The 22,478-nt window shown below is 64.1% G+C and carries 27 protein-coding genes and 1 pseudogene; 13 read left to right on the top strand and 15 right to left on the bottom strand.

What is annotated here, in order from left to right:
* Window positions 1-45: 45 nt before the first annotated feature.
* On the bottom strand, window positions 46-1,497 hold the full coding sequence (gene gatA / locus ACZ41T_RS06645; protein ID WP_464923686.1) for an Asp-tRNA(Asn)/Glu-tRNA(Gln) amidotransferase subunit GatA: 1,452 nt from the start codon (window positions 1,495-1,497) through the stop codon (window positions 46-48).
* A 3-nt stretch (window positions 1,498-1,500) separates the two neighbouring features.
* Window positions 1,501-1,788 carry an Asp-tRNA(Asn)/Glu-tRNA(Gln) amidotransferase subunit GatC gene (gene gatC / locus ACZ41T_RS06640; protein WP_464923685.1) on the bottom strand — a complete coding sequence of 96 codons (288 nt, stop codon included), beginning with the start codon at window positions 1,786-1,788 and terminating at the stop codon, window positions 1,501-1,503.
* A 102-nt stretch (window positions 1,789-1,890) separates the two neighbouring features.
* Here gatC and ACZ41T_RS06635 point away from each other — a divergent pair, with 102 nt between their 5' ends.
* From ACZ41T_RS06635 to lipB, 10 genes are all read left to right on the top strand, one after another.
* The gene (locus ACZ41T_RS06635; protein WP_464923684.1) at window positions 1,891-2,931 is read left to right on the top strand and encodes a rod shape-determining protein; all 1,041 of its coding nucleotides are present in this window, start codon (window positions 1,891-1,893) and stop codon (window positions 2,929-2,931) included.
* Between the two features lie 37 nt (window positions 2,932-2,968).
* Complete coding sequence (gene mreC, locus ACZ41T_RS06630; protein ID WP_464923683.1) at window positions 2,969-3,814, top strand: rod shape-determining protein MreC; 846 nt, start codon at window positions 2,969-2,971, stop codon at window positions 3,812-3,814.
* Window positions 3,811-4,311: a rod shape-determining protein MreD gene (mreD, locus tag ACZ41T_RS06625; RefSeq protein ID WP_464923682.1), complete on the top strand. Its 501-nt coding sequence runs from the start codon at window positions 3,811-3,813 to the stop codon at window positions 4,309-4,311. Before mreC ends, mreD begins: the two co-directional genes overlap by 4 nt.
* Window positions 4,312-4,317: 6 nt before the next feature.
* Window positions 4,318-6,210 carry a penicillin-binding protein 2 gene (gene mrdA, locus ACZ41T_RS06620; protein WP_464923681.1) on the top strand — a complete coding sequence of 631 codons (1,893 nt, stop codon included), beginning with the start codon at window positions 4,318-4,320 and terminating at the stop codon, window positions 6,208-6,210.
* Entirely contained in the window at window positions 6,197-7,297 is a 1,101-nt protein-coding gene (rodA, locus tag ACZ41T_RS06615; protein WP_464923680.1) for a rod shape-determining protein RodA, read from the top strand. Before mrdA ends, rodA begins: the two co-directional genes overlap by 14 nt.
* A gap of 17 nt (window positions 7,298-7,314) precedes the next feature.
* A complete protein-coding gene (locus ACZ41T_RS06610; protein WP_464923679.1) occupies window positions 7,315-8,148 on the top strand; it encodes a septal ring lytic transglycosylase RlpA family protein in 834 nt (277 codons plus the stop codon).
* A gap of 14 nt (window positions 8,149-8,162) precedes the next feature.
* Window positions 8,163-9,278 (top strand): D-alanyl-D-alanine carboxypeptidase family protein, encoded by a 1,116-nt coding sequence (locus ACZ41T_RS06605; protein ID WP_464923678.1) that lies wholly within the window; start codon window positions 8,163-8,165, stop codon window positions 9,276-9,278.
* Entirely contained in the window at window positions 9,275-10,138 is an 864-nt protein-coding gene (locus ACZ41T_RS06600; protein WP_464923677.1) for a D-amino acid aminotransferase, read from the top strand. Before ACZ41T_RS06605 ends, ACZ41T_RS06600 begins: the two co-directional genes overlap by 4 nt.
* Window positions 10,135-10,401, top strand: coding sequence for a YbeD family protein (locus ACZ41T_RS06595; RefSeq protein WP_464923676.1), 267 nt, complete (start codon window positions 10,135-10,137; stop codon window positions 10,399-10,401). Before ACZ41T_RS06600 ends, ACZ41T_RS06595 begins: the two co-directional genes overlap by 4 nt.
* 95 nt (window positions 10,402-10,496) lie before the next feature.
* A complete protein-coding gene (lipB, locus tag ACZ41T_RS06590) occupies window positions 10,497-11,048 on the top strand; it encodes a lipoyl(octanoyl) transferase LipB (RefSeq protein ID WP_464923934.1) in 552 nt (183 codons plus the stop codon).
* Between the two features lie 57 nt (window positions 11,049-11,105).
* Here lipB and ACZ41T_RS06585 read toward each other — a convergent pair whose 3' ends face one another.
* Window positions 11,106-11,654 (bottom strand): TlpA family protein disulfide reductase, encoded by a 549-nt coding sequence (locus ACZ41T_RS06585; protein WP_464923675.1) that lies wholly within the window; start codon window positions 11,652-11,654, stop codon window positions 11,106-11,108.
* Window positions 11,641-12,201: a hypothetical protein gene (locus ACZ41T_RS06580; RefSeq protein ID WP_464923674.1), complete on the bottom strand. Its 561-nt coding sequence runs from the start codon at window positions 12,199-12,201 to the stop codon at window positions 11,641-11,643. The genes ACZ41T_RS06585 and ACZ41T_RS06580 overlap by 14 nt, the downstream gene beginning before the upstream one ends.
* Window positions 12,202-12,250: 49 nt before the next feature.
* On the opposite strand from ACZ41T_RS06580, the gene lipA reads away from it, so the two are divergent.
* Both lipA and ACZ41T_RS06570 read left to right on the top strand, forming a co-directional pair.
* Window positions 12,251-13,177, top strand: coding sequence for a lipoyl synthase (lipA, locus tag ACZ41T_RS06575; RefSeq protein WP_464923673.1), 927 nt, complete (start codon window positions 12,251-12,253; stop codon window positions 13,175-13,177).
* Between the two features lie 170 nt (window positions 13,178-13,347).
* Complete coding sequence (locus tag ACZ41T_RS06570; protein ID WP_464923672.1) at window positions 13,348-13,920, top strand: hypothetical protein; 573 nt, start codon at window positions 13,348-13,350, stop codon at window positions 13,918-13,920.
* Between the two features lie 25 nt (window positions 13,921-13,945).
* Here ACZ41T_RS06570 and ACZ41T_RS06565 read toward each other — a convergent pair whose 3' ends face one another.
* From ACZ41T_RS06565 to ACZ41T_RS06545, 5 genes are read right to left on the bottom strand one after another with little or no spacing between them, the layout of a single operon-like run.
* Window positions 13,946-14,737: an ABC transporter permease gene (locus tag ACZ41T_RS06565; protein WP_464923671.1), complete on the bottom strand. Its 792-nt coding sequence runs from the start codon at window positions 14,735-14,737 to the stop codon at window positions 13,946-13,948.
* A gap of 3 nt (window positions 14,738-14,740) precedes the next feature.
* Window positions 14,741-15,646: an ATP-binding cassette domain-containing protein gene (locus ACZ41T_RS06560; RefSeq protein ID WP_464923670.1), complete on the bottom strand. Its 906-nt coding sequence runs from the start codon at window positions 15,644-15,646 to the stop codon at window positions 14,741-14,743.
* Window positions 15,640-16,269: an alpha/beta hydrolase gene (locus ACZ41T_RS06555; RefSeq protein ID WP_464923669.1), complete on the bottom strand. Its 630-nt coding sequence runs from the start codon at window positions 16,267-16,269 to the stop codon at window positions 15,640-15,642. The genes ACZ41T_RS06560 and ACZ41T_RS06555 overlap by 7 nt, the downstream gene beginning before the upstream one ends.
* Window positions 16,266-16,583 carry a (2Fe-2S) ferredoxin domain-containing protein gene (locus ACZ41T_RS06550; protein ID WP_464923668.1) on the bottom strand — a complete coding sequence of 106 codons (318 nt, stop codon included), beginning with the start codon at window positions 16,581-16,583 and terminating at the stop codon, window positions 16,266-16,268. Before ACZ41T_RS06550 ends, ACZ41T_RS06555 begins: the two co-directional genes overlap by 4 nt.
* Window positions 16,580-16,948, bottom strand: a complete 369-nt coding sequence (locus tag ACZ41T_RS06545) for a nucleotide pyrophosphohydrolase (protein ID WP_464923667.1) — start codon at window positions 16,946-16,948, stop codon at window positions 16,580-16,582. Before ACZ41T_RS06545 ends, ACZ41T_RS06550 begins: the two co-directional genes overlap by 4 nt.
* 143 nt (window positions 16,949-17,091) lie before the next feature.
* Here ACZ41T_RS06545 and ACZ41T_RS06540 point away from each other — a divergent pair.
* Window positions 17,092-17,497, top strand: a pseudogene (locus ACZ41T_RS06540) (helix-turn-helix domain-containing protein); the annotation flags it as partial.
* A gap of 283 nt (window positions 17,498-17,780) precedes the next feature.
* On the opposite strand, the gene ACZ41T_RS06535 reads toward ACZ41T_RS06540, so the two are convergent.
* From ACZ41T_RS06535 to ACZ41T_RS06510, 6 genes are all read right to left on the bottom strand, one after another.
* Entirely contained in the window at window positions 17,781-18,728 is a 948-nt protein-coding gene (locus ACZ41T_RS06535) for an IS110 family RNA-guided transposase (RefSeq protein WP_464922210.1), read from the bottom strand.
* Between the two features lie 259 nt (window positions 18,729-18,987).
* The gene (locus ACZ41T_RS06530) at window positions 18,988-19,560 is read right to left on the bottom strand and encodes an acyloxyacyl hydrolase (protein ID WP_464923666.1); all 573 of its coding nucleotides are present in this window, start codon (window positions 19,558-19,560) and stop codon (window positions 18,988-18,990) included.
* 167 nt (window positions 19,561-19,727) lie between these two features.
* Window positions 19,728-19,982 (bottom strand): cell division topological specificity factor MinE, encoded by a 255-nt coding sequence (minE, locus tag ACZ41T_RS06525; RefSeq protein ID WP_464923665.1) that lies wholly within the window; start codon window positions 19,980-19,982, stop codon window positions 19,728-19,730.
* Window position 19,983: 1 nt separating this feature from the next.
* A complete protein-coding gene (gene minD / locus ACZ41T_RS06520) occupies window positions 19,984-20,799 on the bottom strand; it encodes a septum site-determining protein MinD (RefSeq protein WP_464923664.1) in 816 nt (271 codons plus the stop codon).
* Between the two features lie 23 nt (window positions 20,800-20,822).
* The gene (gene minC, locus ACZ41T_RS06515; protein WP_464923663.1) at window positions 20,823-21,569 is read right to left on the bottom strand and encodes a septum site-determining protein MinC; all 747 of its coding nucleotides are present in this window, start codon (window positions 21,567-21,569) and stop codon (window positions 20,823-20,825) included.
* Window positions 21,570-21,676: 107 nt separating this feature from the next.
* Window positions 21,677-22,474, bottom strand: a complete 798-nt coding sequence (locus tag ACZ41T_RS06510) for an ABC transporter ATP-binding protein (RefSeq protein ID WP_464923662.1) — start codon at window positions 22,472-22,474, stop codon at window positions 21,677-21,679.
* Window positions 22,475-22,478: the final 4 nt, after the last annotated feature.

Here is a 22,478-nt window from a genome sequence, read left to right as displayed (position 1 = left end):
CTACTCTCCAATTATTTTTAATCTGCCGTAGCTTGAATTAAACCATCAAATGGCCGGAATGCGGCTGTGCCAGTCGGTGACGCGCTGGTACTGGTGGGCGACGTTGAGCATTTTCGCCTCGGAAAAATAGTTGCCGATCAGCTGCAGGCCGATCGGCAGGCCCTTGGCGTCGAAGCCGCACGGCAGCGACATGCCGGGCAGTCCCGCGAGGTTGGCGGGAATGGTGTAGAGATCGTTGAGATACATCTCGACCGGGTCGTCGGATTTTTCGCCGAGGGCAAACGCGGTGCCCGGCGCGGTGGGGCCGAGGATGACGTCGCAGGCCTTGAAGGCCTGGTTGAAGTCGTCGGCGATCAGGCGGCGGATTTTTTGCGCCTGCAGATAATAGGCGTCGTAGTAGCCGTGCGAGAGTACATAGGCGCCGATCATGATGCGGCGCTTCACTTCCGCGCCGAAGCCCTGCGCGCGGGTCTTGCAGTACATGTCGTCGAGGCTGGCGTAGTCCGGTGCGCGGTAGCCGTAGCGCACGCCGTCGAAGCGCGACAGATTGCTGGACGCCTCGGCGGGCGCCAGCACGTAGTACACCGGGATCGCCAGTTTCGAGTTGGCGAGCGAGATCTCGACGGTCGTGGCGCCGAGTTTCTTCAGCGCGGTGACCGCGGCTTCGACGGCGGCAGCGACTTCGCAGTTGAGGCCCTCGGCGAAGAACTCGCGCGGCAGGCCGACGCGCAGGCCGGCAAGCGGCCGGTCGAGGTCGCGCGTATAGTCCTCTTTCTCGCGCTCCAGACTGGTCGAGTCGTTGGGGTCGAAGCCGGTCATCACGTTCAGGAGCAGCGCGCAGTCCTCGGCCGACGGCGCCATCGGCCCGGCCTGGTCGAGGCTGGAGGCGAACGCGATCATGCCGTAGCGCGACACCAGGCCGTAGGTCGGCTTCAAGCCGGTGATGCCGCACAGCGCGGCGGGCTGGCGGATCGAGCCGCCGGTATCGGTGCCGGTGGCGGCAGGCGCCATGCGTGCGGCGACGCAGGCGGCTGCGCCACCCGAGGATCCACCGGGCACGTAGGCCGTATTCCAGGGGTTTTTCACCGCACCGAAATAGCTGGTCTCGTTGGAAGAGCCCATGGCGAACTCGTCCATGTTGGTCTTGCCCAGGCTCGGCATGCCGGCGGCCTTGAAACGCTGGATCACATGCGCGTCGTAGGGCGCGACGAAGTTGTGCAGCATCTTCGAGCCGCAGGTGGTGAGCCAGCCGTCGGTGCAGAAGATATCCTTGTGCGCGATCGGCACGCCGGTGAGCGGGCCCGCCTGGCCCGCGGCGATGCGTGCATCGGCGGCGGCGGCTTCGAGCAGGGTCTTCTCGGCGTTCACCGTGATGAAGGCGTTGATGGCCGGATTCAGCGCGGCGATGCGGTCGAGGTACTGCCGGGCAAGTTCGCAGCTGGAAACCTGTTTTGCGGCGAGCTGCGCGGCGAGCGCGGAAAGGCTGGCGTCTGGCATGATTTATTCGATGACTTTAGGGACGAGGTAGAGGCCATTCTCGACCGCGGGGGCGACGGCCTGGAAGGCGGCATGGCGGTCGGTTTCGGTCACCACGTCGTCGCGCAGGCGCTGATATACCTCTTGCGCGTGCGCCATCGGGGCGATGCCGGCCGTGTCCACCGCCTGCATGGTGGCGATCAGGTCGAAAATGGTGTTGAGCTGGGTTTGCGTGGTCTGCGCCTGGGCATCGTCGATTTCGATGCGGGCAAGGCGGGCGATGCGCTTGACGTCGTCCAGGGTGAGGGACATGGAAGCACCTGATGACTTACGGGAACGAAGCGCGTTAGGGTATCATAGCTCCCTTGTTTTTTATGCCCTTTCGCCCCGCCTGACGCGGGCGTTGCCGCCACCATGTTCAAGTTCCTGACCAGCTATTTTTCCACCGATCTTGCGATCGACCTCGGTACCGCCAACACGCTGATTTATGTGCGCGGCCGCGGCATTGTGCTGGACGAACCCTCGGTGGTGTCGATCCGTACCGATGCGGTGGGCGGCAAGCGCACGGTGCAGGCGGTGGGTGTGGATGCCAAGCAGATGCTGGGCCGCACCCCGGGCAACCTGCAGGCGATCCGGCCGATGAAGGACGGGGTGATTGCCGATTTCACCGTCACCGAGCAGATGCTCAAATATTTCATCAAGAAGGTGCACGACACCCGCATGCTGCGCCCCAGTCCACGCATCATCATCTGCGTGCCGTGCGGCTCGACCCAGGTGGAGCGCCGGGCGATCCGCGAATCGGCGATCGGCGCCGGCGCGCGTCAGGTCTACCTGATCGAGGAGCCGATGGCGGCGGCAATCGGCGCCGGCTTGCCGGTGGCCGAGGCCACCGGTTCGATGGTGGTCGACATTGGCGGCGGCACCACCGAGGTCGGCGTGATCTCGCTCGGCGGCGTAGTGTATGCCAACTCGGTGCGTGTCGGCGGCGACCGCATGGACGAGGCCATCATCAACTACATTCGCCGCAACTACGGCATGCTGATCGGCGAGGCGACCGCCGAGCAGGTCAAGAAAAAAATGGGCTCGGCTTTTCCCGGCGCCGAGGTGCTGGAAATGGAAGTCAAGGGCCGCAGCCTGGCCGAGGGCGTGCCGCGCAGCTTCAATGTGTCGTCCAACGAAATTCTCGAAGCGCTGACCGAACCGCTGAATGCCATCGTCAGCGCGGTGAGAATGGCGCTGGAGCAGACACCGCCGGAACTCGGTGCCGACATCGCCGAAAAAGGCATGGTGCTGACCGGCGGCGGCGCGCTGATGCGCGACCTCGACCGTCTGCTGATGGAGGAAACCGGGCTGCCGGTGATTGTCGCCGACGACCCGCTGACCTGCGTGGTGCGCGGTTGCGGGCTTGCCCTGGAAGACATGGACAAACTGGCGTCGGTGTTTACCAACGAGTGAATGTAGCTGCGCGCGGCACGGCTGACGGGAACGACTGATGGCGATGCCAGGCCAGCTCATGTTCGCCCGCCGGCTGGGGCCGACGGCACGCCTGTTGATCTGGCTCCTGGCCGGCGCATCCTGTGTGGCGGTCGATGCCCGTTATCACGCGCTCGATGGCTTGCGCAGCGGGTTTTCGCTGGTGCTGCAGCCCGCCCGCGCGATCATGCGCACCCCCTTCGACATCGCTGCCGAACTCGGTGGCTTCTTCGTCCGTCACCGCCTTCTGCAAAAAGAGCGCGATGCCCTTCTGACCGAACGTGCGCGGCTTCTGGTCGATGTGAACACCGCGCAAGAACTGGTTCGCGAAAATACCGAATTGCGTACCCTGCTGCAGCTGCAATCGCGCCCCGGCCAAAGGGTAATCCACGCTGCCCTGCTGTATCGGGGGCACGACTGGTTTGCCCAGCGCATCACCCTCGACCAGGGCGGCGGCGCGGGGCTGCGTCGCGGCCTGCCGGTAGTCGATGCCAGCGGCCTGGTGGGGCAGGTGAGCCGGGTGTATCCGGGATCGAGCGAAGTCATGCTGGTGAGCAGCCCGCAGCAGTTGACCCCGGTGCTGGTCGAGCGCACCGGCCAGCGCGGGCTGGCCGCCGGCAACGGGCACAGCCGGATGGAGCTGCGTTACATGCCGGCGCAGACCGATATCCGGCCGGGCGACCGTTTGCTGACATCGGGCATCGACCGGGTGTATCCGGCGGGTATTCCGGTGGCGCGCGTCAGCCGGGTCTCGCGTTCGCAATCCAGCCCCTATCTGCGGGTGGAAAGCCTGCCGCTGGCGGGCCTCGACCGTTCCCGTGCCGTGCTGGTGCTGATCGCCGATCCGCAGGTGACCAGGCCATGACCGCGGCGACCCAGACCCCGGGTAGCTGGCGCCGCATCCTCGGCACCCTGACCCTGGCGGTGCTGCTGGAGCAGCTGCCGTGGTCGGGCCTGGCACTGGCCCTGCGGCCGGACTTCGTGCTGGTCGGCGTGCTGTTCTGGACCCTGCATCAGCCCGCGCGCATCAGCTTCGGCGCGGCGTTTTTTCTTGGCCTGATGGCCGATTTCCAGGATGGCGCAGTATTCGGGCAGCATGCCATCGCCTATGTGGCCGGTGTCTATCTGGTGCTGTTTCTGCGCCTGCGGCTACTGCAGTTCGATCCGCTCCGCCAGGCCGCGCAGCTGTTCCCCATTCTGCTGACGGTACAGCTGCTGGTGCTGCTGATCGGCTGGCTGGCGGTCAATCCGCCGACCGGTCTGGCCATGCTGCTGCCGGTGTTGAGCAGCACCGTGCTGTGGTATCTGATTGCCCTGTTTGTGCGTCTGTGGCACGGCAAGGGGATGCAGGATCGGGCCTGATTCCGAATGGGTTTCGTCACGCAACTGAAAAATCTGGATCGTGAGCTGGCCCACTTTCATGGGCGGCTGAAAGTAGGCGCGGCCCTTGTCGCGCTGCTGGCGGCCGCACTGCTGGCGCGCGGATTTTATCTACAGGTCGTGCAGCACGAGCACTATATCCAGCGCGCCGAAAGCAACCGTATTTCGCGGGTACCCACCGCGCCCAACCGCGGGCTGATTCTCGATCGTAACGATCGCATCCTGGCGGAAAACTATTCGGCCTACACGCTGGAGCTGACGCGGGCGCGGACCGACAATCTGGAGGCCACGCTGACCGAGGTGGGCACGCTGATCGAGATTACGCCGGGACAGCTGCGGCGTTTTCGCCGCTTATTGAGCGAATCGCACGAGTTCGAAACTGTGCCACTGAAAAGCAAGCTGACCGACGAGGAAGTGGCGATCGTCGCCGCCAACCGCTATCGCCTGCCGGGGGTGGAAGTGAAGGCGCGGCTGTTCCGCAACTACCAGGCTGAGCCCGGCATGGCGCATGTGCTGGGCTTTATCGGCCGCATCAACGACCGCGACCTGAAACAGCTGCGCGACGACGGCCGCGAGCAGAACTACAAGGGCAGCGCCCACATCGGCAAGACCGGGCTGGAGCAGAGTTACGAAACCCTGCTGCACGGCCGCACCGGCTTCGACCAGATGGAGACCGACGCCAGCGGCCGGGCGGTGCGCATGCTGTCGCGGATTCCGCCGGTACCGGGCAAGGATCTGCGCCTGTATCTCGATGCGGCGCTGCAGGCGGTGGCCGAACATGCGTTCGGCGATTACCTCGGCGGACTGGTGGCGCTCGACCCCAACACCGGCGGAGTGCTGGCGCTGGTCTCCCGGCCCGGATTCGACCCCAACCTGTTCATCGACGGCATCGACCCGGAAACCTGGAAATCGCTCAACGAATCGCCGGAGCGGCCGATGGTGAACCGCGCCCTGCGCGGCATCTATCCTCCCGGTTCGACGATCAAGCCGCTGATGGCGCTGGCCGGTCTCGAACTGGGGCTGCGCAAGCCGTCGGACAGCATCAACGATCCCGGCTTTTTCAGTCTACCCAACAGCAGCCATCAGTTCCGTGACTGGAAACGCGGTGGGCATGGGGTCGTCGATCTGCGTCGATCCATCTCCCAGTCGTGCGATGTCTATTATTACCAGCTGGCGGTGGACATGGGGATCGATCGCATGCACGACTACCTGGCGCAGTTCGGCCTGGGCGAAAAAACCGGCATCGACCTGGACGGTGAGTCGGCCGGCCTGCTGCCCTCGCCCGACTGGAAGCGGCGCCGCTTCAAGCAGCCCTGGTATCCCGGCGAGACGGTGATTGCCGGTATCGGTCAGGGTTATCACCTGACCACCCCGCTGCAACTGGCGGTGGCGGCGGCCATGCTCGCCAACGGCGGTGTGCGGATCGAGCCACGCCTGGTGCAGGCGGTGCGCGACCCGCTTACCCATACCTGGCAGCCGCAGCCGGGTGGTGCGCGCGCCCAGCTGGCGATCGCCCCGAGGCACCTGGAGGTCGTACGCGAAGGCATGATGGACGTGATGCGCACGGGCGGCACCGCGGCCAGATCGGTGGCCGGCGCGCCCTATACCGTCGCCGGCAAAACCGGCACCGCGCAGGTGGTCGGCATCAAGCAGGGCGAGCGCTACGACGCCGGCAGGCTGGCGCGGGAGCATCTCGATCATGCGCTGTTCATTGCCTATGCTCCGGCCGAGAACCCCGCCATCGCGGTGGCGGTGATAGTGGAAAACGGCGGCTCGGGCAGCGGCACCGCGGCGCCGATCGCGCGTGCGGTGTTCGATTATTACCTGACCGGGAAGCGACCCGGCGACATGAAACTGGAGGCGGAAAATGGCGCGGACTAGCCACTGGATCGTGCGCCGGCTGAGCCATCTCGACGGCATTTTGCTGGTGCTGGTGCTGCTGCTTCTGGGCATCAGCCTGGCGGTGGTGACGAGCGCCTCGGGACAGAGCCCGGCGCGCATCAGCGGCCACCTGGTCAACATCGGGCTGGCGCTGGGAGTGATGATGGTGATGGCCAATGTGCCGCCGCATCTGCTGTCCAGGGTGGGGCCACCCTTATTTGCCGCGGGCGTGCTGCTGCTGATCGGAGTGGCGCTGTTCGGCGAGGTCCACAATGGCTCGCGGCGCTGGCTGAACCTGGGCTTCATGGCGTTCCAGCCGTCGGAACTGCTGAAGCTGGCGCTGCCCTTGACGCTGGCCTGGTATTTCCAGCGCAACGAGGCGGTGCGGCGCGCGAAGCACTATCTGGTCGGCGGCGTGCTGGTTCTGGTGCCGCTGCTGCTGATCCTGCGCCAGCCCGATCTCGGCACGGCGCTGATGATCGGCGCCTCGGGCTTCTATCTGCTGTTCTTCGCCGGCCTGTCGTGGAAGGTGATTCTCGGCGGCGGTATCCTCGGCGCGGCCAGCCTGCCGGTGGTGTGGGGCTTGATGCACGAATACCAGCAGCGCCGCGTGCTGACCCTGCTCGATCCCACGTCCGACCCGCTGGGCGCCGGCTATCACATCATCCAGTCCACCATCGCGATCGGCTCGGGCGGGATGTTCGGCAAGGGCTGGATGCAGGGCCCGCAAAGCCAGCTCGATTTCATTCCGGAGCGGACAACCGATTTTGTGTTTGCCGTGTTTGGCGAGGAATTCGGCTACGTCGGGGTGATTTTTCTGGTGGGACTGTATCTGGCCATTGTCGCGCGCGGCCTGGTCATCGCGGCGCGGGCGCCGACGCTGTTCGGCCGGCTGATGGCGGCCACGCTGAGCCTCAATCTGTTCACCTACGCATTCGTCAACATGGGCATGGTGTCGGGCATTCTGCCGGTGGTTGGCGTGCCGTTGCCGCTGATGAGCTATGGCGGCACCGCGCTCATTACGCTGCTGCTGGGGATGGGCATCCTGATGAGCGTGGCGACGCATCGCCAGCTCAACAAATCGTGACGCGATAAAATACAGCCATGAACAAGATATCGATACTGACTCTGGGCATGCTTGCCGCCGTGCTGGCGCTCGCCGGTTGCGGCAGCGGCCCATCCGTTTCAGCCAGGCCCGAGCCCGCCACGACGGCCAAAAGCGGCGGCTACTACCTCGACGACGGTCCCGAGGCCCAGCCGCCGGCCAATCTGGATGCCGTTCCCGACGCGGTGCCGCGCGACGAACCGCTGCATCGCTTCGCCAACCGCACTTATGCTGTGCTGGGCAACACCTACACGCCGCAGGTCGAACGCCGCGCGCACAGCGAGGAAGGTCTGGCCTCGTGGTACGGCCGCCACTTCCACGGCAAAAAAACCGCATCGGGCGAGGTCTACGACATGTATGCCATGACCGCCGCGCATCCCACCCTGCCGATTCCGAGTTACGCGCGGGTCACCGCGCTCGACAACGGCAAGTCCGTGGTGGTGCGCATCAACGACCGTGGCCCGTTTCACAGCAAGCGCGTCATCGACCTGTCGTACACCGCCGCCCACAAGCTGGGCTACCTGAAGCGCGGCAGCACCCGGGTACGGGTGGAAAGCCTCGACCCGGCCGCCTATGACGCGCAGGGCGAGGCGTTGCAAGAAGGGATCTACCTGCAGGTGGGCGCGTTTTCGCACGCCGATAATGCGCAGCAATTGCTTACCCGCCTGACGCGCGCGCTCGACCTCGACACCGACCGCACCCGCGTGGTGCTCAAGGGCGCCCTGCACCGCGTGCAGCTCGGGCCTTATCCCGGTGACGATGCGGCGCAGGCGGATCGCGCGCGGGTGCGGGAACGTCTCGACCTGAATGCTGTCTTGGTCAGACGCGATTGATTTAAGGGCCAGGCATGAATATTTTTTGGCTGGGGCTGGCGCTCCTGTTTTCTGCATCGGCCTGGGCGGCGCCTGCCGGCATCATGGCGCGCGCCTGGGTAGTGATCGACCAGACCAGCGGACGCGAGCTGGCTTCGTATCAGGCCGATCTGCCGCTGGCGCCGGCCTCGCTGACGCAGCTGATGACGGCCTACGTGCTATTGGGTGATATCCGCAAGGGCAAGCTGAGCCTGAGCGAGGCGCTGACCGTGCCGGAAGCCGCCACCGAGGCCGACGGCGCACGCGTGTTTCTCAAGGCGGGCGAGCAGGTGAGCGTAGACATCCTGCTACAGGCGATGCTGGTACTGTCGGCCAGCGATGCCACGCTTGCGCTGGTGACCGCGACCGACGGCAGCGAGGCGGCGTTTGTCGAGCGCATGAACCGCGAAGCCAGGCGGCTCGGCATGTCCAAAACCCGTTTCATGAACGCCACCGGATTGACCGAGCCGGGACACGAATCGAGTGCCCGCGACCTTGCCTTGCTGTCGCGCGCACTATCGCGCGATTTTCCCGAGCGGCAGGATTTTTTCACGCAAAAGGAACTGGTCTTCAAGGGCATCACGTACTACAACGGCAATCGCCTGTTGTGGCGCGACAGCACGGTGACCGGCCTCAAGGTTGGACGTACCGTCCAGGCCGGTTATTGCATGGCGGCATCGGCCCGGCGCGGCGATCAGCGTCGCATCGCCGTGGTGCTGGGCGGGCGATCCGACGCCCAGCGCACCCAGGATGCCCTGCGCTTGCTGAATTACGGCTTCGAGAATTTCGAAAGCGTGCGGCTTTACCGCGCGCAGCAGCCGGTCAAGGTGGTGCCCCTCTACCGCGGCGCGCGCTCGATGGTGAGCATGGGGTTTGCGCAGGATTTCCACTTGCTGGTTCCCACGGGCAGCGCCGTTCGCGTCAAGGCCGAAGTCATCACCCGGCAGCCGATCGTGGCGCCGGTGCGCAGAGGCCAGCGCATGGGGACGCTGCGGCTGGTGCTCGACGGCACGCCGGTCGGCGACTATCCCCTGGTTGCGCTGCACGATGTCGCCGTGGCCGGCATCTTCGGCCGTGGCTGGGATTCGATCCGGCTCTTCTTCGCGAAATGAGCGCTTATCTGAACGGCCGGTTTCTGCCGCTTGCCGACGCGAAGGTTTCGGTGCTCGACCGCGGCTTCGTCTTCGGCGACGGCGTCTACGAGCTGGTGCCGGTGTACTCGAAAAAGCCGTTCCGGCTCGACGAACACCTGCGCCGCCTGCAGGGCAGCCTCGACGGCATCCGCCTGGCCAACCCACATGACACCGGGGTTTGGCACGAATTGATCCTGCGGCTGGTCGAACTGCAGGACTTCGCCGACCAGTCGGTCTACATCCAGGTCACGCGCGGCATGCCTGTTGAAGGACAGCCGCCGCGCGATCATGCCTTTCCGCAGGGCGTGCCGCCGACTGTCTTCATGTTTTCACAGCCGCTGGCGACGTCGACTCCCGCACAAAAGGCCGCCGGGGTGTGCGCCGTCAGCGCTGTCGACAACCGCTGGCAGCGCTGCAACATCAAGGCGATCTCGCTGCTGGCCAACATCCTGCTGCGGCAGCAGGCGGTCGACGCCGACTGTGCCGAGACCGTGATGCTGCGCGACGGCTTCCTGACCGAAGGCGCGGCAAGCAATATTTTCGTGGTGAAGGACGGCGTGCTGCGGGCGCCGCTGCCGTCCAGCCTGATGTTGACCGGCGTCACCTACGACGTGGTGCTGGAACTCGCCGCCGCGCACGGCATTCCGCATGAGGTACGGGCGATTTCCGAGGCCGGGGTGCGCAGTGCCGACGAGTTGTGGATGACCTCCTCGACCAAGGAGATCATGGCCATCGTGAAACTCGACGGCGTACCGGTCGGCGCCGGCGTGCCGGGGCCGCTGGCGCAGCGGATGGACGGCTTGTATCAAACTTTCAAGCAGCAGGTCATGCGCGCATGAGCGAAGAAGAGACACTGCTGAAATTCCCCACCGATTTCCCGGTCAAGATCATGGGCGAGCGGCGCGACGACTTCGCGCAGACCATGGTCGAACTGGTGCTGCGCCACGCCCCCGATTTCAGGGCCGAGACCATCGAGATGCGGGCATCCAGCGGCGGCAACTACCTGTCGGTGACCTGTGTGGTGCGCGCCACCTCGAAGGCGCAGCTCGATGCGCTGTATCGCGAGATCACGGCGCATCCGTGGGTGAAGATGGCATTGTGAGTGCCAGGGATCAGGGATCGGGAATCAGGGATCAGGGAGGCGTGGCGGTCGTGCGCAGCTTGGGGCAAGTGGCTTATGAGCCGACCTGGCGGGCGATGCAGGATTTCACTGCGCGACGCACGGCCGATACCCCGGACGAGCTGTGGTTGCTGGAGCATCCGCCGGTCTATACCCAGGGGCAGGCCGGCCGTGCCGAGCATCTGATCGCTGCAACCGACATTCCCGTGGTGCCGATCGACCGCGGCGGCCAGATCACCTATCACGGACCGGGTCAGGTGGTGGCCTATGTGCTGGTAGATCTGCGGCGGCGCGGCTACGGCATCCGCGAACTGGTGGCGCGCATGGAGCAGGCTGTCATCAACGTGCTGGCGGCCCAGGGCGTGACTGCCGCGCGGCTGGTCGGCGCCCCCGGCATCTATATCGACGGCGCCAAAATCGCCGCGCTCGGTCTGCGCGTCAAGCACGGCTGCACCTATCACGGGCTGGCATTCAACGTCGACATGGACCTGGCGCCGTTCGCCGCCATCAACCCGTGCGGCTACGCCGGGATGCCGGTGATGCAATGCCGCGATCTCGGCGTGAAGCTGTCCCCGCCGCAGGCCGGGCAGGCGCTCGCCCGTGCCTTGCTCGACACGATCTATTCCTGACTGATTCTCCAGCTAAAGGCGTTCCCGATCGGGATGCCCTGTGGTCTTCCCTGACCCCTACTTCTCCAGCAACTCCCGGATCGCCCGGATAATTTCCGGGTGATCGAATTCGCGCCCGCCGATGGCGCTGGCGACGATGCGCCCCTGCTTGTCGACCAGGAAGGTGGTCGGTAGCCCCGCTACTTTCCACGCCTGCATGGTGCGGCTGCGGGTGTCGAGCAGGATGGGGAAGGTCGGGACGGTGTCGAGCTGCCCGGTAAAGGTCTCGATGGTGTCGGCATTCTCGCCGACATCCACCGCCAGCACACTGAAGGCCTCGCCCTTGAGCGTCTGCGACAGACGTTCCATCGACGGCATTTCGCGCCGGCACGGCGGACACCAGGTGGCCCAGAAATTGATCAGCACGACCTTGCCTTTGAATTGCGCGAGGTCGTACGGCTGGCCGTCGAGGTCTTTGAGCTTGAGCATCGGGGCGGGCTTGGGCGCCTGCCTGGTCAGGCTGCGGGACAGGGGCGGCAGGTCGGCCGCAATGGCGCTCGCCACCGGCACGCCCGGCAAGCAAAGCACGGCAAACGCCATGCTCGTCAATCGATTACGCATTTTCATCGGCACACCTCACCTGTTCGAGTTTTCCTGAATGTCGCTTGCCGTCGGCGCGCCAGACGAAGCGCAGCGTGAACGCACCGCCGCGCGGCACACTGTAGCTCGTCATGCCCTGGTTCCAGTCGCCCGGCGCAAAAGTTTGCGTGGCGGGGAACTGCGCCCAGGTGAAGGCGATGCGTGCCGCTTCGGGTACGTCCAGATGCTTCCAGAGGCGCTCCCACTGGGTCTTGCTGCGGATGGCGCGCGGCGGCTGCCCGACCGATTCATAGCGCCAGTCGGCCAGCCGGTGACGGATCGGCGTGCTGCCGATATTGCGCACTACGGTCATGAAGACGCACTCGGTGGCGTAGCGTTCCGCCGCTTCGGGCGCGAATCCGCGCGCCTGATAAAAACCGCGTGCCTGGTCCGGACTGATCTGGGTCAGGCGCACCTGGATGCCGGCGGTTTCGGTTTGCCAGGTGGCAAGCCCGGTATCCGCGTCGACGCTTTGTTCGGTGGCGAGGGCGGCAAGCGGCCATGCTGCGAGAAGGGCCAGGGTCAGCAGTTGCATAGGCTAAAATCCACAGGGTTGATGTTCCCAGAGTTGTTCCGAGCCCATTATGGCAGATCCCATCCAGCACAAAGGCGTGGCGAAGACCGCACGCATCCCGATCAAGATCGTGCCGCAACCCAGAATGAGGTTGCCGTCGTGGATTCGCGCCAAATCGTCCAATGTGCCCAATGTCGGACGCCTGAAGGACATCCTGCGCGAGGCGAAGCTGCATACCGTGTGCGAGGAAGCCTCATGCCCCAATCTGGGCGAATGCTTCGGCCACGGCATCGCCACCTTCATGATCCTCGGCGACCTCTGTACGCGACGCTGCCCGTTCTGCGACGTCGGCCACGGCACCCCGCTGCCGCCGGACGCGGATGAGCCGCGCCATCTGGCCGAGACAATCGCGCTGATGGCGCTGAAATACGTGGTGATCACCAGCGTCGACCGCGACGACCTGCGCGATGGTGGGGCCGGGCATTTTGCGCTGTGCATCGCGGCGGTACGCGAAGCCTCGCCGGCCACCCGCATCGAAATTCTCACCCCGGATTTCCGCGGTCGGCTCGACAAGGCGCTCGCCATGCTCGATCGTGCGCCACCCGACGTGATGAACCACAACCTGGAAACCGTACCGCGCCTGTACAAGGCGGTGCGCCCCGGCGCCGACTATGCGCATTCGCTGAAACTGCTGCAGAACTTCAAGGCACGCCATCCCGGCATCCCCACCAAATCCGGCCTGATGCTGGGGCTGGGCGAGGACGACAACGAGATCCTGCAGGTGATGCGCGACCTGCGCGCGCACGGCGTCGACATGCTCACCCTCGGCCAGTACCTGCAGCCCTCGCAGCATCATCTGCCGGTGCTGCGCTTCGTCACCCCCGAGCGCTTCGCCCAGTTCGAGCAGGAAGCGTTGGCGATGGGCTTCAAGCATGCCGCCTGCGGCCCGATGGTGCGGTCGAGCTACCACGCCGACCAGCAGGCGGCGGGGGTATAGCCGGTTTCTTGGTCGATGGCTTGTGGCCAATGGACGATCCGAATGTATATCTATATTATCCAAAGTTATGTTATTTAGATAAACCATAATAAGGTTGTTACATATGGATCCGCGCATCAGCCCATACGCCCCTGGCGCCGGTACGCAGCCTCCTGAACTGGCAGGGCGCGATGAAATTATCGAGAAAGCCGCAATTAGTTGGGCGCGCAGGCCGTGCCAAATCCTATGCCGAGCGACTGTTCGAATACCCCGAAATAGGGCCGCTTAAAGAGAGCGAGGCGCGGAGGGCGCTGGTGGTGCCTGCGAAGGAATTGGGCGTGGCTTATGAAGAAAGAGCGCTGGAGGAAATCCTGGCACAAACCAAGGCCTATCCCTATTTCCTTCAAGAGTGGGGTAAGCACAGTTGGCACTGCGCACATGCTTCACCCATAACGAGAGCGGACGCAGTTTCAGCAACCGAGCTTGCCATCCAGGAATTGGACGCCAGCTTTTTCAGGGTTCGATTCGACCGACTCACGCCGGCAGAGAAGCGGTACTTGCGTGCTATGGCGGAGCTGGGTGAGGGGCCGCACCGCTCCGGTGATATCGCCCATTTACTGAACCGGGATGTCCAGGCCGTAGCGCCGATTCGTTCAACCTTGATTGGCAAAGGGATGGTGTACAGTCCATCGCATGGCGATAACAGCTTTACCGTACCGCTGTTTGACGGCTATATGAAACGCGTGATGCCCGATCTGCAATGAGTCGAGAAATCGATGTGCGGCTACATTATTTCAGGAGCCGACGCCGCGTCAGCGCCAGCGCAATGACGTAGCCCAGGCTGCCGTAAATCAGCAGCGCTACGACGTGGAGTGCGATGTTGCCGGGCGCGATGCCGACGACCAGCGGGCGGGCCAGGTCGATGGCGTGGGTGAGCGGCAACCAGGCCGATACCGCCTGCACCGGCAGCGGCAGTTGCGACACCGGGAAGAACACGCCGCACAACAGCACCATTGGCGTGATCACCAGGCTGAAGTAGTAGAGGAAGAAGTCGTAGCTGGGCGACACCGCGTTCATTACCAGCCCCAGGCCGCCGAAGCAGAAGCCGACCAGCGCCACCACCGGGATGATCCACAGCGTCATCCAGAAGTTGCCGTACAGTCCCAGCCCCCAGATCACCGCCAGGATCGCCAGCCCCGAGAGCAGGCTCTTGGCCACCGCCCAGGTGAGTTCGCCCAGCATTACGTCGTCGAGCGTGAGCGGCGCGTTCATGATGGCGTCCCAGGTGCGTTGCACATGCATGCGCGAGAAGCTCGAATACAGCACCTCGAAGGTGGCGGCGTTCATCGTGCTGTAGGCCACCGTACCGGCGGCGAGGAAGGTGAGGTAGGGCATGCCACCGACGTCGGGCAAGAGGCTGCCGAGGCCGTATCCCAGACCCAGCATGTACAGCATCGGGTCGGCCAGGTTGCCGAGGATGGACGGAATGGCGAGCTTTCTCCACACCAGGTAGTTGCGCTGCCACACCGGGATGAAGCGCCAGGACAGGCGGGGGAGTCGCAGGTTGGAACGCATTTTCATCATCTAATCCCGCAGATCCCGCCCGGTGAGCTTGAGGAACACGTCCTCCAGGTTCGACGGCCGGTGCAGGTAGCGCAGCGCGGGCGCCCGCTTCAGCACGTCGATCACCTGCTCGGCATTACAGGTGTAGCAGAACAGGGTTTCACCGACGGTCTCGAAGCGCTGGCAGACAGCGTTGGCGTGATCGCGCCTCCAGGCGTCCAGCCCCTCGCCGTAGACCTCGACCACGGCCGGCTCGATGTGCGATTCGATCAGCGTACGCGGTGCGCCTTCGGCCACCATGCGGCCATGGTCGAGGATGGCCAGCCGGTCGGTGAGGCGTTCGGCCTCTTCCATGAAATGCGTGGTCAGCACGATGGTCTTGCCGTCCGCGATCAGCCGCCGCAGGCCCTGCCAGATCAGGTGGCGCGCCTGCGGATCGAGGCCGGTGGTGGGCTCGTCGAGAAACAGGATGTCGGGGTCGTGCACCAGCGCACGCGCCAGCGTCAGCCGTCGCTTCATGCCGCCCGACAGCTGGGCGATCTGCGCGTCGGCCTTGCTGGCGAGTCCGGCAAACTCCAGCAGCTGAGGCACGCGCGCGGCAATGGCGGCCTTGTCCATACCGAAATAGCGGCCGTAGGCGAGGAGGTTTTCGCGCACCGAAAAATCCGGGTCGAGGTTGTCCATCTGCGGTACCACGCCGATCTTCATGCGCGCCTCGCGCGCATGCTGCGGCACCGCGATGCCGGCCAGCTCGATGCTGCCGGCGTCGGGCTCGATCAGCCCGAGCAGCAACCTGAGCGTGGTGGTCTTGCCGGCGCCGTTGGGGCCCAGCAGGCCGAAGCATTCGCCGCGCCGCACGTTCAGGTCAAGACCGCGCACCACCTCGATGTCGCCGTAGCGCTTGGTGAGGCCACGCACCTTCAGCACGGACAGGCCTCCATGAAGGCTTGTTTCAGTTCCTTGAGCTTGCCGTGAAAGAAATGCCCGGCCCCCGGAATGGTTTTCATGGCAAGCCGTTGCTGTTCGGCCCACAGCCGCATGGCGGCGGGCGGGATGAGTTCGTCGGCGTCGCCGAAAATCACCACGGTGTCCGCCGGTACCGGGTCGAACTCGTACATGGTGACCGCCGGCGCGACCAGGATCAGGCGCTGGGCTTGCAGTTCCTGGCGCAGCCGGTGCTGCACGAAGGCACCGAAGGAAAACCCGGCCAGCGCCCACGGCAGGCCGGGGTAGCTCGCTTCGACGAAGCGGGCGACCGCCAGCAGATCCTCGGTTTCGCCCATCCCGGCGTCGAATGCGCCGTCGCTCATGCCGACGCCGCGAAAGTTCGGCCGCACGCTGACCCAGCCGGCCTCGTTGGCGGCGCGGGCCAGGGTGGTGACGACCTTGTTGTCGAGGCTGCCGCCGTGCAGCGGATGCGGATGGGCCACCAGCAGCAGGCCGCGGCGATCGGTTTCGGGGTCGTCGATCACGGTTTCCAGCTTGCCGACTGAAACCGGGATGCGCAGCTTGTAGCGTTTTATTTTGGCCGCTTCGCCCGGCCGCTTCACTTCAGTTGCAGACGCTCGACGATACGCCCCTGCTTGAGGTGGACCTCGAAGATTTCATCGATGTCGGTCTCGTCCACGTAGGTGTACCAGACGCCTTCCGGATACACCACCAGCAGCGGGCCTTCGTCGCAGCGGTCGAGGCAGCCGGCGCTGTTGATGCGGCATTTGCCTTCACCGTTGAGGCCGGCCTGCTTGACCTTCTTCTTCAGGTAATCGCGCATGTGCTGGCCGCCCGAGGCGCCGCAGCATTTGGCGCCGTCCTCGCGCAGGTTGGTGCAGAAAAAGACGTGGTGCTTGTAATACAGGTCAGTCATTTCTCGAATTCCGAATATTTGAGGGCATTGCCGTGCGCTTTTTCGACCGGATATTTTCGCGCATTGAGCGCCAGCTTGTCGGCAGCGGCATCGAGCAGGTCGATGCTCAGCAGATCGGCCAGCCGGGTCAGGTAGATCAGCACGTCGGCAATTTCCTGGCGCACCGCCTCGTGCTGCTCGGCGTTCAGGTGCTGGCTTTGCTCAGGGGTCAGCCACTGGAAGGGTTCCAGCAGTTCCGCCGCTTCAACGGAGAGCGCCATGACCAGGTTCTTGGGCGTATGGTAGCTTTCCCATGCGCGCGCCCGTGCGAATTCGCGGATGCGCAGACGCAGGGTGTCGAGGCTGTCGATTTCGTGAGGGCGCATGGGGCGACATGATACCGCGACAGGCGGCGGACTTACGACACCCGTGCCGGTTTGCCGACGCCCTGGCCGGCGTGCGGCCCTTGCTTATAGACCCGGCATCATAATATTCATGAACTTTTGCAGATTTTGCGACGCCCACTTCCATGGAAAAAGAAGATGCACGCAAGCAGTCGCGGGAAGTGCTGCATGAACGCCGAAAACAAGTCATCCGCTTGCATCGCAAAGGCGTGGGCGTGATGCAAATCGCCCAACAACCTGGTTTGAGCCGGTCCGGCGTCAACGCTGCGCTGCGCCTGTTCGAGCAAGGCGGGGCTGGCGCACTCAAGCCCCACGCCAGAGGCAAGAAGCCGGGCACGGGACGCAGCCTGACGCCTGAGCAAGAGCGCGCCATTCAGGCCATCGTCATCGACAAACGCCCCGAGCAGATCAAAGATGGAGTTTGCGCTGTGGAGTCGGCCCGCAGTGCGCCAACTCATCGAGCGCGACTTGGGGATCAAGCTGTCTGTGCGTGCAGTGGGAGACTACCTGGCACGCCGGGAATTTACGCCCCTGCAGGCCGGACACCGGTGATGCGAGGCGGGTCAGCGCATCTCGGGCAGCACGATGTTGACTTCGATCGCCTCGAAATCCCCCTGTTTTTCCAGCCCGACCTTGATGTCCTCTCGATTCGACCGAGCCGAGAAGCCTTATCCGCCTCGCGGCAACCGTGGCCTAGGGAACCGCTGATTAATTTGTCATTGCGAGGAGCGCAGCGACGCGGCAATCCAGAAATGCCCGCTTAATCAAATACGCTGGATTGCTTCACTGCGCTCGCAATGAACTGTGCTTCTCGTCAAGCATATTCTGTCGAGAAAGGCGCATTGGTCGTTGCCACCGCGAAGGCCTGCCTCAACAATTTATGCGCAATTGCGACGTTGATGACCTTCGGCGGCTTGCCCAGTGCTTTCAAGCGGGCATACAGTGCCCTGCAGGCCGGATTGCAGGTCTTCGCGGTCCAACTGCACAGGTAGAGCAATTGACGCATCCGCCCCTGCCCCAGCTTGGCGATCCCGCCTTTGCCATTGACCGAGCTGCCCGAGCGGAATGTCGTCGGGCTCACCCCGATATAGGCGCACAGCGCCTTGACGTCCTCGAAGCGCCTGAAGCCGTCCGTCACGATGATCAGCTCGATCGCCGTCTTGGCGCCGATCGAGGGAATCGTGAGCAGCCGCTCAAACAACTCGGTAAAAGACTTTTTTACCATCACCTCCAGATGCCGTTCGCATGTCTTGATCTGTCCGTCCAGTTGCTGCAACTGCGCTGCCATCTGCGAAATGACGAAGGCGTTGGGTTTGGCGTGGTGGGCATGGGCTTCGCGCCGGTTGAGCAGCCGGGTGCGCTCCCCGATCAGGTCGTTCAGCCAGCCATGCGCCTGCTGCAATTCAAGTACTTCATCCGTGGCGGGCGCCCAGGGCGACAAGGGCTGCTGTTCGCCATAGCGCCGGATCAACTCGGCATCCGCACGGTCGCTCTTTACCCGTGACAGCTGCATTTGGGAAAAGCGCTTGATGACCAGCGGGTTGACTACGCTCACTCGCCGCCCCGACTCATGCAGCCTGAGCGCCAAGCGCGCATGGTAGGTTCCCGTTGCTTCCATCACGTAGTGTGCCGCCTCGGGCGTTTGCGCCAACAACTGGCCGATGTCTTCATCGGTGTACTCAAAGCGCTGATGCCGGCCCTGACCATCCACCTGCCAGGCCGCATCAAACCATTTCTTGCTGATATCAATGCCTACAATCATCAATCACCCCTGAATCCTTGGAAATGTATGAAAAACCAGCCACTTACACTTTCCATCCATCCTGAATGCGGGGTCACGCCCCAATGAACTGTCCGGAATCAGTAAGGGCGGAGAAGGGCAACCACCATTGCGAACAGCCTCGAACGACTCATGACAACTTCGGCTTCAGACCCTACTCCTGGCTCGTCTCGAATATCCTATTCAAAACGAGTTGGCGCAAGCATAGGATGACGGCCATATTGAATTAATCAGTGCTTCCCTAGAAACGCGCGCCAAGTACGATCTGGTGCAGGTCGATGCCGTCGTTCGGCTCCTCGATATCGGCATTGGAGTAATGGGAATACTGCAGGCCGGCGAATCCCCATTGGGCAAACTCGACGCCCACGGCTAGGTGCTGGGAGAACTGGAAGCGGGTGGAAAAATCCTTGTTGCCCAGCGTGTCGCGGCTGAACAGGGAGACGCCGAGTCCGGCTTCGGCATAGGGCCGCAGGCGGCCTTCGCCGTAATGGAGGTGGAGGCGGCCGATGCCACCGAACTGGTTCAGGCTGTCCGGCCCCGGACCCGCGCCGGTGAACCTGAAGTGGCTCAGTTCAAGTTCGGGGCGCAGCGAGGCCTTCCAGCTGCCCCAGTCGGCGGACCACATTGGACCGAAGCGCAGGCTAAGCCCCGCTCTTTCATAATCGCTGCCCCCTTCGCCAACCAGCAGGGCGATTTCCCGACCCTCCGCTGCAGCCGATGCGGCGGTGAACGGCGTGAGGGCGAACGCCAAGAGGGCGAACGCCGCAGGCAGGCGGCAACCGGGTTGCGATAAAACCTTTGGATGGCGGTTCATGTGCGTTCTCCATGTTTTGATTTGACTTGCGCGGCGCGTGCCGATCGGACGCCCGCGACCTCAATTCAATATAGGTATATCGATCGAAGCGAAAGATGCTTTCCAGTCGGACATCGACGGCGGCGTAGCCACCGCCCGCGGGGCAATTCAGGGATGCGTGTGCGAGATCAGCGCATCTCGGGCAGCACGATGTTGACTTCGATCACCTCGAAATTCCCCTGTTTTTCCAGCCCGACCTTGATGTCTTCCGGGTTGATCTTGACATATTTCGAGATCACTGCGACCAGATCTTTCTGCAGATCGGGCAGGAAATCGGGGCCGGACAGGCCCACGCGCTCGCGAGCGATGATGAGTTGAAGCCGCTCTTTGGCGACCGAGGCAGTGGCTTTCTTTTCGCCGAATATGAGGGTGAGCCAGGACATGTCACTTGCCTCCGAATAGACGCTTGATCAGGCCCGGCTTCTCGTACTCGGCGAAACGCAGCGGGTGTTCTTCGCCGAGAAAGCGGCCGATCGTATCCTGGTAGGCGTCGGCGACCGGCGTGTCTTTCTGGTGGATTGCCGGGATACCCTGGTTGGACGCCTGCAGCACCGCTTCGGATTCGGGGATGACGCCCAGCAGCGGAATACGCAGCAGTTCCTGGATGTCGGTGTAGGTCAGCATCTCGCCCTCGTGCGCGCGTTTGGGCGAGTAGCGGGTGACCAGCAGGTGTTCCTTCACCGGCTCGCGGCCTTCGATGGCACGGCGGCTTTTCGACTGGATGATGCCGAGGATGCGGTCGGAGTCACGCACCGACGAGACTTCCGGGTTGGTGACGACGATTGCCACGTCGGCGAAGGTCAGCGCCACCACCGCGCCGTGTTCGATGCCGGCGGGCGAGTCGCAGACAACGTAGTCGAATCCCTGATGCGCCAGTTCCTGCAGCACCTTTTCCACGCCCTCCTCGGTGAGCGCGTCCTTGTCACGGGTCTGCGAGGCGGGCAGCACGAACAGGTTGTCGGCGTGCTTGTCCTTGATCAGCGCCTGGTGCAGGTTGGCGTCGCCCTGGATGACGTTGACGAAGTCGTACACCACGCGGCGTTCGCAGCCCATGATGAGGTCGAGATTCCTGAGGCCGACGTCGAAATCGATCACGGCCGTCTTGTAGCCGCGCAGCGCGAGACCGCTGGCGATCGAGGCGCTGGTAGTGGTCTTGCCGACGCCGCCCTTGCCGGAGGTGACAGTAATGATGGTGGTCACGGAGCTTCCTTTTTTGCGTGGAGTTAGAGAGGTTCGATGACGAGCTGGCTGGCGTCGGCCAGGCGGATTTGCGCCGGCTTTTTCGCCACGGCGGCATCCAGCGCCGTGTCGAAGGTGCGATACACGCCCGCGATCGAGACCAGTTCGGCCTCGAGATGGGTGGTGAAAATCCGCGCCGTGACATCGCCGCGAGCGCCCGCGAGCGCCCGCCCCTTGAGCGGTGCATACACATGGATGCTGCCGTCGGCGATCACTTCCGCGCCGGGATTGACCGCGGCCAGCACCACGATGTCGCCGCCCGCCGCATAGACCCGCTGGCCCGAGCGCAGCGGCTTGTCGATGATGCGGGTGGGGACAGCGGCGGATACTGCGGGTGCTTCAACCGGCGCCGCCACGGGTTCGGGTTCAGGCGCCAGTTCGACCGCAGCCGGCGCAGGCGCGGCGGCATTCAGCACCAGCAGACCCGCCCTGGCGGCGGCTGCGGCCAGTTCGTTTGATGCATTCTGCACCGCGAACGGATTCAGGCCGCGACTTTTCAGTTCCTGCGCCAGCCAAGCCCAGTCGGGCGCGGCCGCGTCGACCGGCAAACGGCCGCACTCGAACACCGCCGCCTCACCGCCGAAAAAGTCCGGCGTCGCGGCAAACAGCGTGCCGATGTGGGTGGCCAGCACAGCATGTTCGGCGCTGTTGAGGATGACTTGTATCCCGGCGAGCCGCGTGGTTTTCAGTTCCAGCGCGGGCGCGGGGCGGGGCTCACGTCGGCGCGGCATGGCGGGCAGGGGGATGGAAATTCACGAAACAGACGATCGAAAGCAACCCCGAGAGTCTATCCGCACCCGCTATGCGGGGCAAGGCGCATTGCCCCGTTGTTTTTGCCTCAGGCCGCCTCCTTCGGCCGCATCTGGCGGCTGTAGAGGAATTCCAGCACTTGGCTGCGCAGGCCGTGATAGTGCGGGTCGTGCGCCAGTTGCAGGCGGTCGCGCGGGCGCGGCAGGTCCACCGTGAGGATCTCGCCGATGGTGGCCGCCGGGCCGTTGGTCATCATCACGATGCGGTCGGAGAGCAGCACCGCCTCGTCGACGTCGTGGGTGACCATGATGACCGTGCTTTGCGTCGCCGCGACGATTTTCAATAGTTCGTCCTGCAGGTGCGCGCGGGTCAGCGCGTCGAGCGCGCCGAAGGGCTCGTCCATCAGCAGCACCTTCGGCTCCATCGCCAGCGCGCGGGCGATGCCGACGCGCTGCTTCATCCCGCCGGAGATTTCGCCCGGCAGCTTGGCGGCTGCGTGGGTCAGCCCCACCAGTTCCAGCGCGGCGTTGGTGCGCGCCTTCAGTTGTTTTCCGGATTCCGTGCGGCCAAACACTTTTTCCACCGCGAGGTAAACGTTCTCGAACGCGCTGAGCCAGGGCAGCAATGAGTGGTTCTGGAACACCACCCCGCGTTCCGGCCCGGGCCCCTTGATCTCCTTGTTGGCGAGCAGCAGAACGCCGTCGGTGACGTCGAGCAGTCCGGCCACCAGATTCAGCAGCGTCGACTTGCCGCAGCCGGAGTGGCCGATCAGCGCGATGAACTCGCCCTGATTGACGTGGAGGTCGATGCCGGTGAGGGCGGTGAACTTGCCTTTTCTGGTGCTGAACACCATCGAGGCGTTTTCGATCTGGACGTAGCTTTGCATCGTT

Source organism: Thiobacillus thiophilus, assembly GCF_055378705.1.
This window is presented reverse-complemented; position numbering and strand designations above follow the sequence as displayed.

Excerpts from the sequence above, each read along its gene's own strand:
- ACZ41T_RS06545 (WP_464923667.1), bottom strand. The coding sequence starts at position 16,948 with ATGCGCCCTCACGAAATCGACAGCCTCGACACCCTGCGTCTGCGCATC.
- ACZ41T_RS06570 (WP_464923672.1), top strand. The coding sequence starts at position 13,348 with ATGAAATTATCGAGAAAGCCGCAATTAGTTGGGCGCGCAGGCCGTGCC.
- ACZ41T_RS06535 (WP_464922210.1), bottom strand. The coding sequence starts at position 18,728 with ATGATTGTAGGCATTGATATCAGCAAGAAATGGTTTGATGCGGCCTGG.
- ACZ41T_RS06635 (WP_464923684.1), top strand. The coding sequence starts at position 1,891 with ATGTTCAAGTTCCTGACCAGCTATTTTTCCACCGATCTTGCGATCGAC.
- minE (WP_464923665.1), bottom strand. The coding sequence starts at position 19,982 with ATGTCCTGGCTCACCCTCATATTCGGCGAAAAGAAAGCCACTGCCTCG.
- minC (WP_464923663.1), bottom strand. The coding sequence starts at position 21,569 with ATGCCGCGCCGACGTGAGCCCCGCCCCGCGCCCGCGCTGGAACTGAAA.
- gatC (WP_464923685.1), bottom strand. The coding sequence starts at position 1,788 with ATGTCCCTCACCCTGGACGACGTCAAGCGCATCGCCCGCCTTGCCCGC.
- ACZ41T_RS06605 (WP_464923678.1), top strand. The coding sequence starts at position 8,163 with ATGAATATTTTTTGGCTGGGGCTGGCGCTCCTGTTTTCTGCATCGGCC.
- ACZ41T_RS06530 (WP_464923666.1), bottom strand. The coding sequence starts at position 19,560 with ATGAACCGCCATCCAAAGGTTTTATCGCAACCCGGTTGCCGCCTGCCT.
- gatA (WP_464923686.1), bottom strand. The coding sequence starts at position 1,497 with ATGCCAGACGCCAGCCTTTCCGCGCTCGCCGCGCAGCTCGCCGCAAAA.
- mreC (WP_464923683.1), top strand. The coding sequence starts at position 2,969 with ATGGCGATGCCAGGCCAGCTCATGTTCGCCCGCCGGCTGGGGCCGACG.
- ACZ41T_RS06585 (WP_464923675.1), bottom strand. The coding sequence starts at position 11,654 with ATGAAAATGCGTAATCGATTGACGAGCATGGCGTTTGCCGTGCTTTGC.
- lipA (WP_464923673.1), top strand. The coding sequence starts at position 12,251 with ATGGCAGATCCCATCCAGCACAAAGGCGTGGCGAAGACCGCACGCATC.
- ACZ41T_RS06600 (WP_464923677.1), top strand. The coding sequence starts at position 9,275 with ATGAGCGCTTATCTGAACGGCCGGTTTCTGCCGCTTGCCGACGCGAAG.
- lipB (WP_464923934.1), top strand. The coding sequence starts at position 10,497 with ATGCAGGATTTCACTGCGCGACGCACGGCCGATACCCCGGACGAGCTG.
- mreD (WP_464923682.1), top strand. The coding sequence starts at position 3,811 with ATGACCGCGGCGACCCAGACCCCGGGTAGCTGGCGCCGCATCCTCGGC.
- rodA (WP_464923680.1), top strand. The coding sequence starts at position 6,197 with ATGGCGCGGACTAGCCACTGGATCGTGCGCCGGCTGAGCCATCTCGAC.
- ACZ41T_RS06565 (WP_464923671.1), bottom strand. The coding sequence starts at position 14,737 with ATGAAAATGCGTTCCAACCTGCGACTCCCCCGCCTGTCCTGGCGCTTC.
- ACZ41T_RS06550 (WP_464923668.1), bottom strand. The coding sequence starts at position 16,583 with ATGACTGACCTGTATTACAAGCACCACGTCTTTTTCTGCACCAACCTG.
- ACZ41T_RS06510 (WP_464923662.1), bottom strand. The coding sequence starts at position 22,474 with ATGCAAAGCTACGTCCAGATCGAAAACGCCTCGATGGTGTTCAGCACC.
- ACZ41T_RS06580 (WP_464923674.1), bottom strand. The coding sequence starts at position 12,201 with ATGCAACTGCTGACCCTGGCCCTTCTCGCAGCATGGCCGCTTGCCGCC.
- mrdA (WP_464923681.1), top strand. The coding sequence starts at position 4,318 with ATGGGTTTCGTCACGCAACTGAAAAATCTGGATCGTGAGCTGGCCCAC.
- ACZ41T_RS06595 (WP_464923676.1), top strand. The coding sequence starts at position 10,135 with ATGAGCGAAGAAGAGACACTGCTGAAATTCCCCACCGATTTCCCGGTC.
- ACZ41T_RS06610 (WP_464923679.1), top strand. The coding sequence starts at position 7,315 with ATGAACAAGATATCGATACTGACTCTGGGCATGCTTGCCGCCGTGCTG.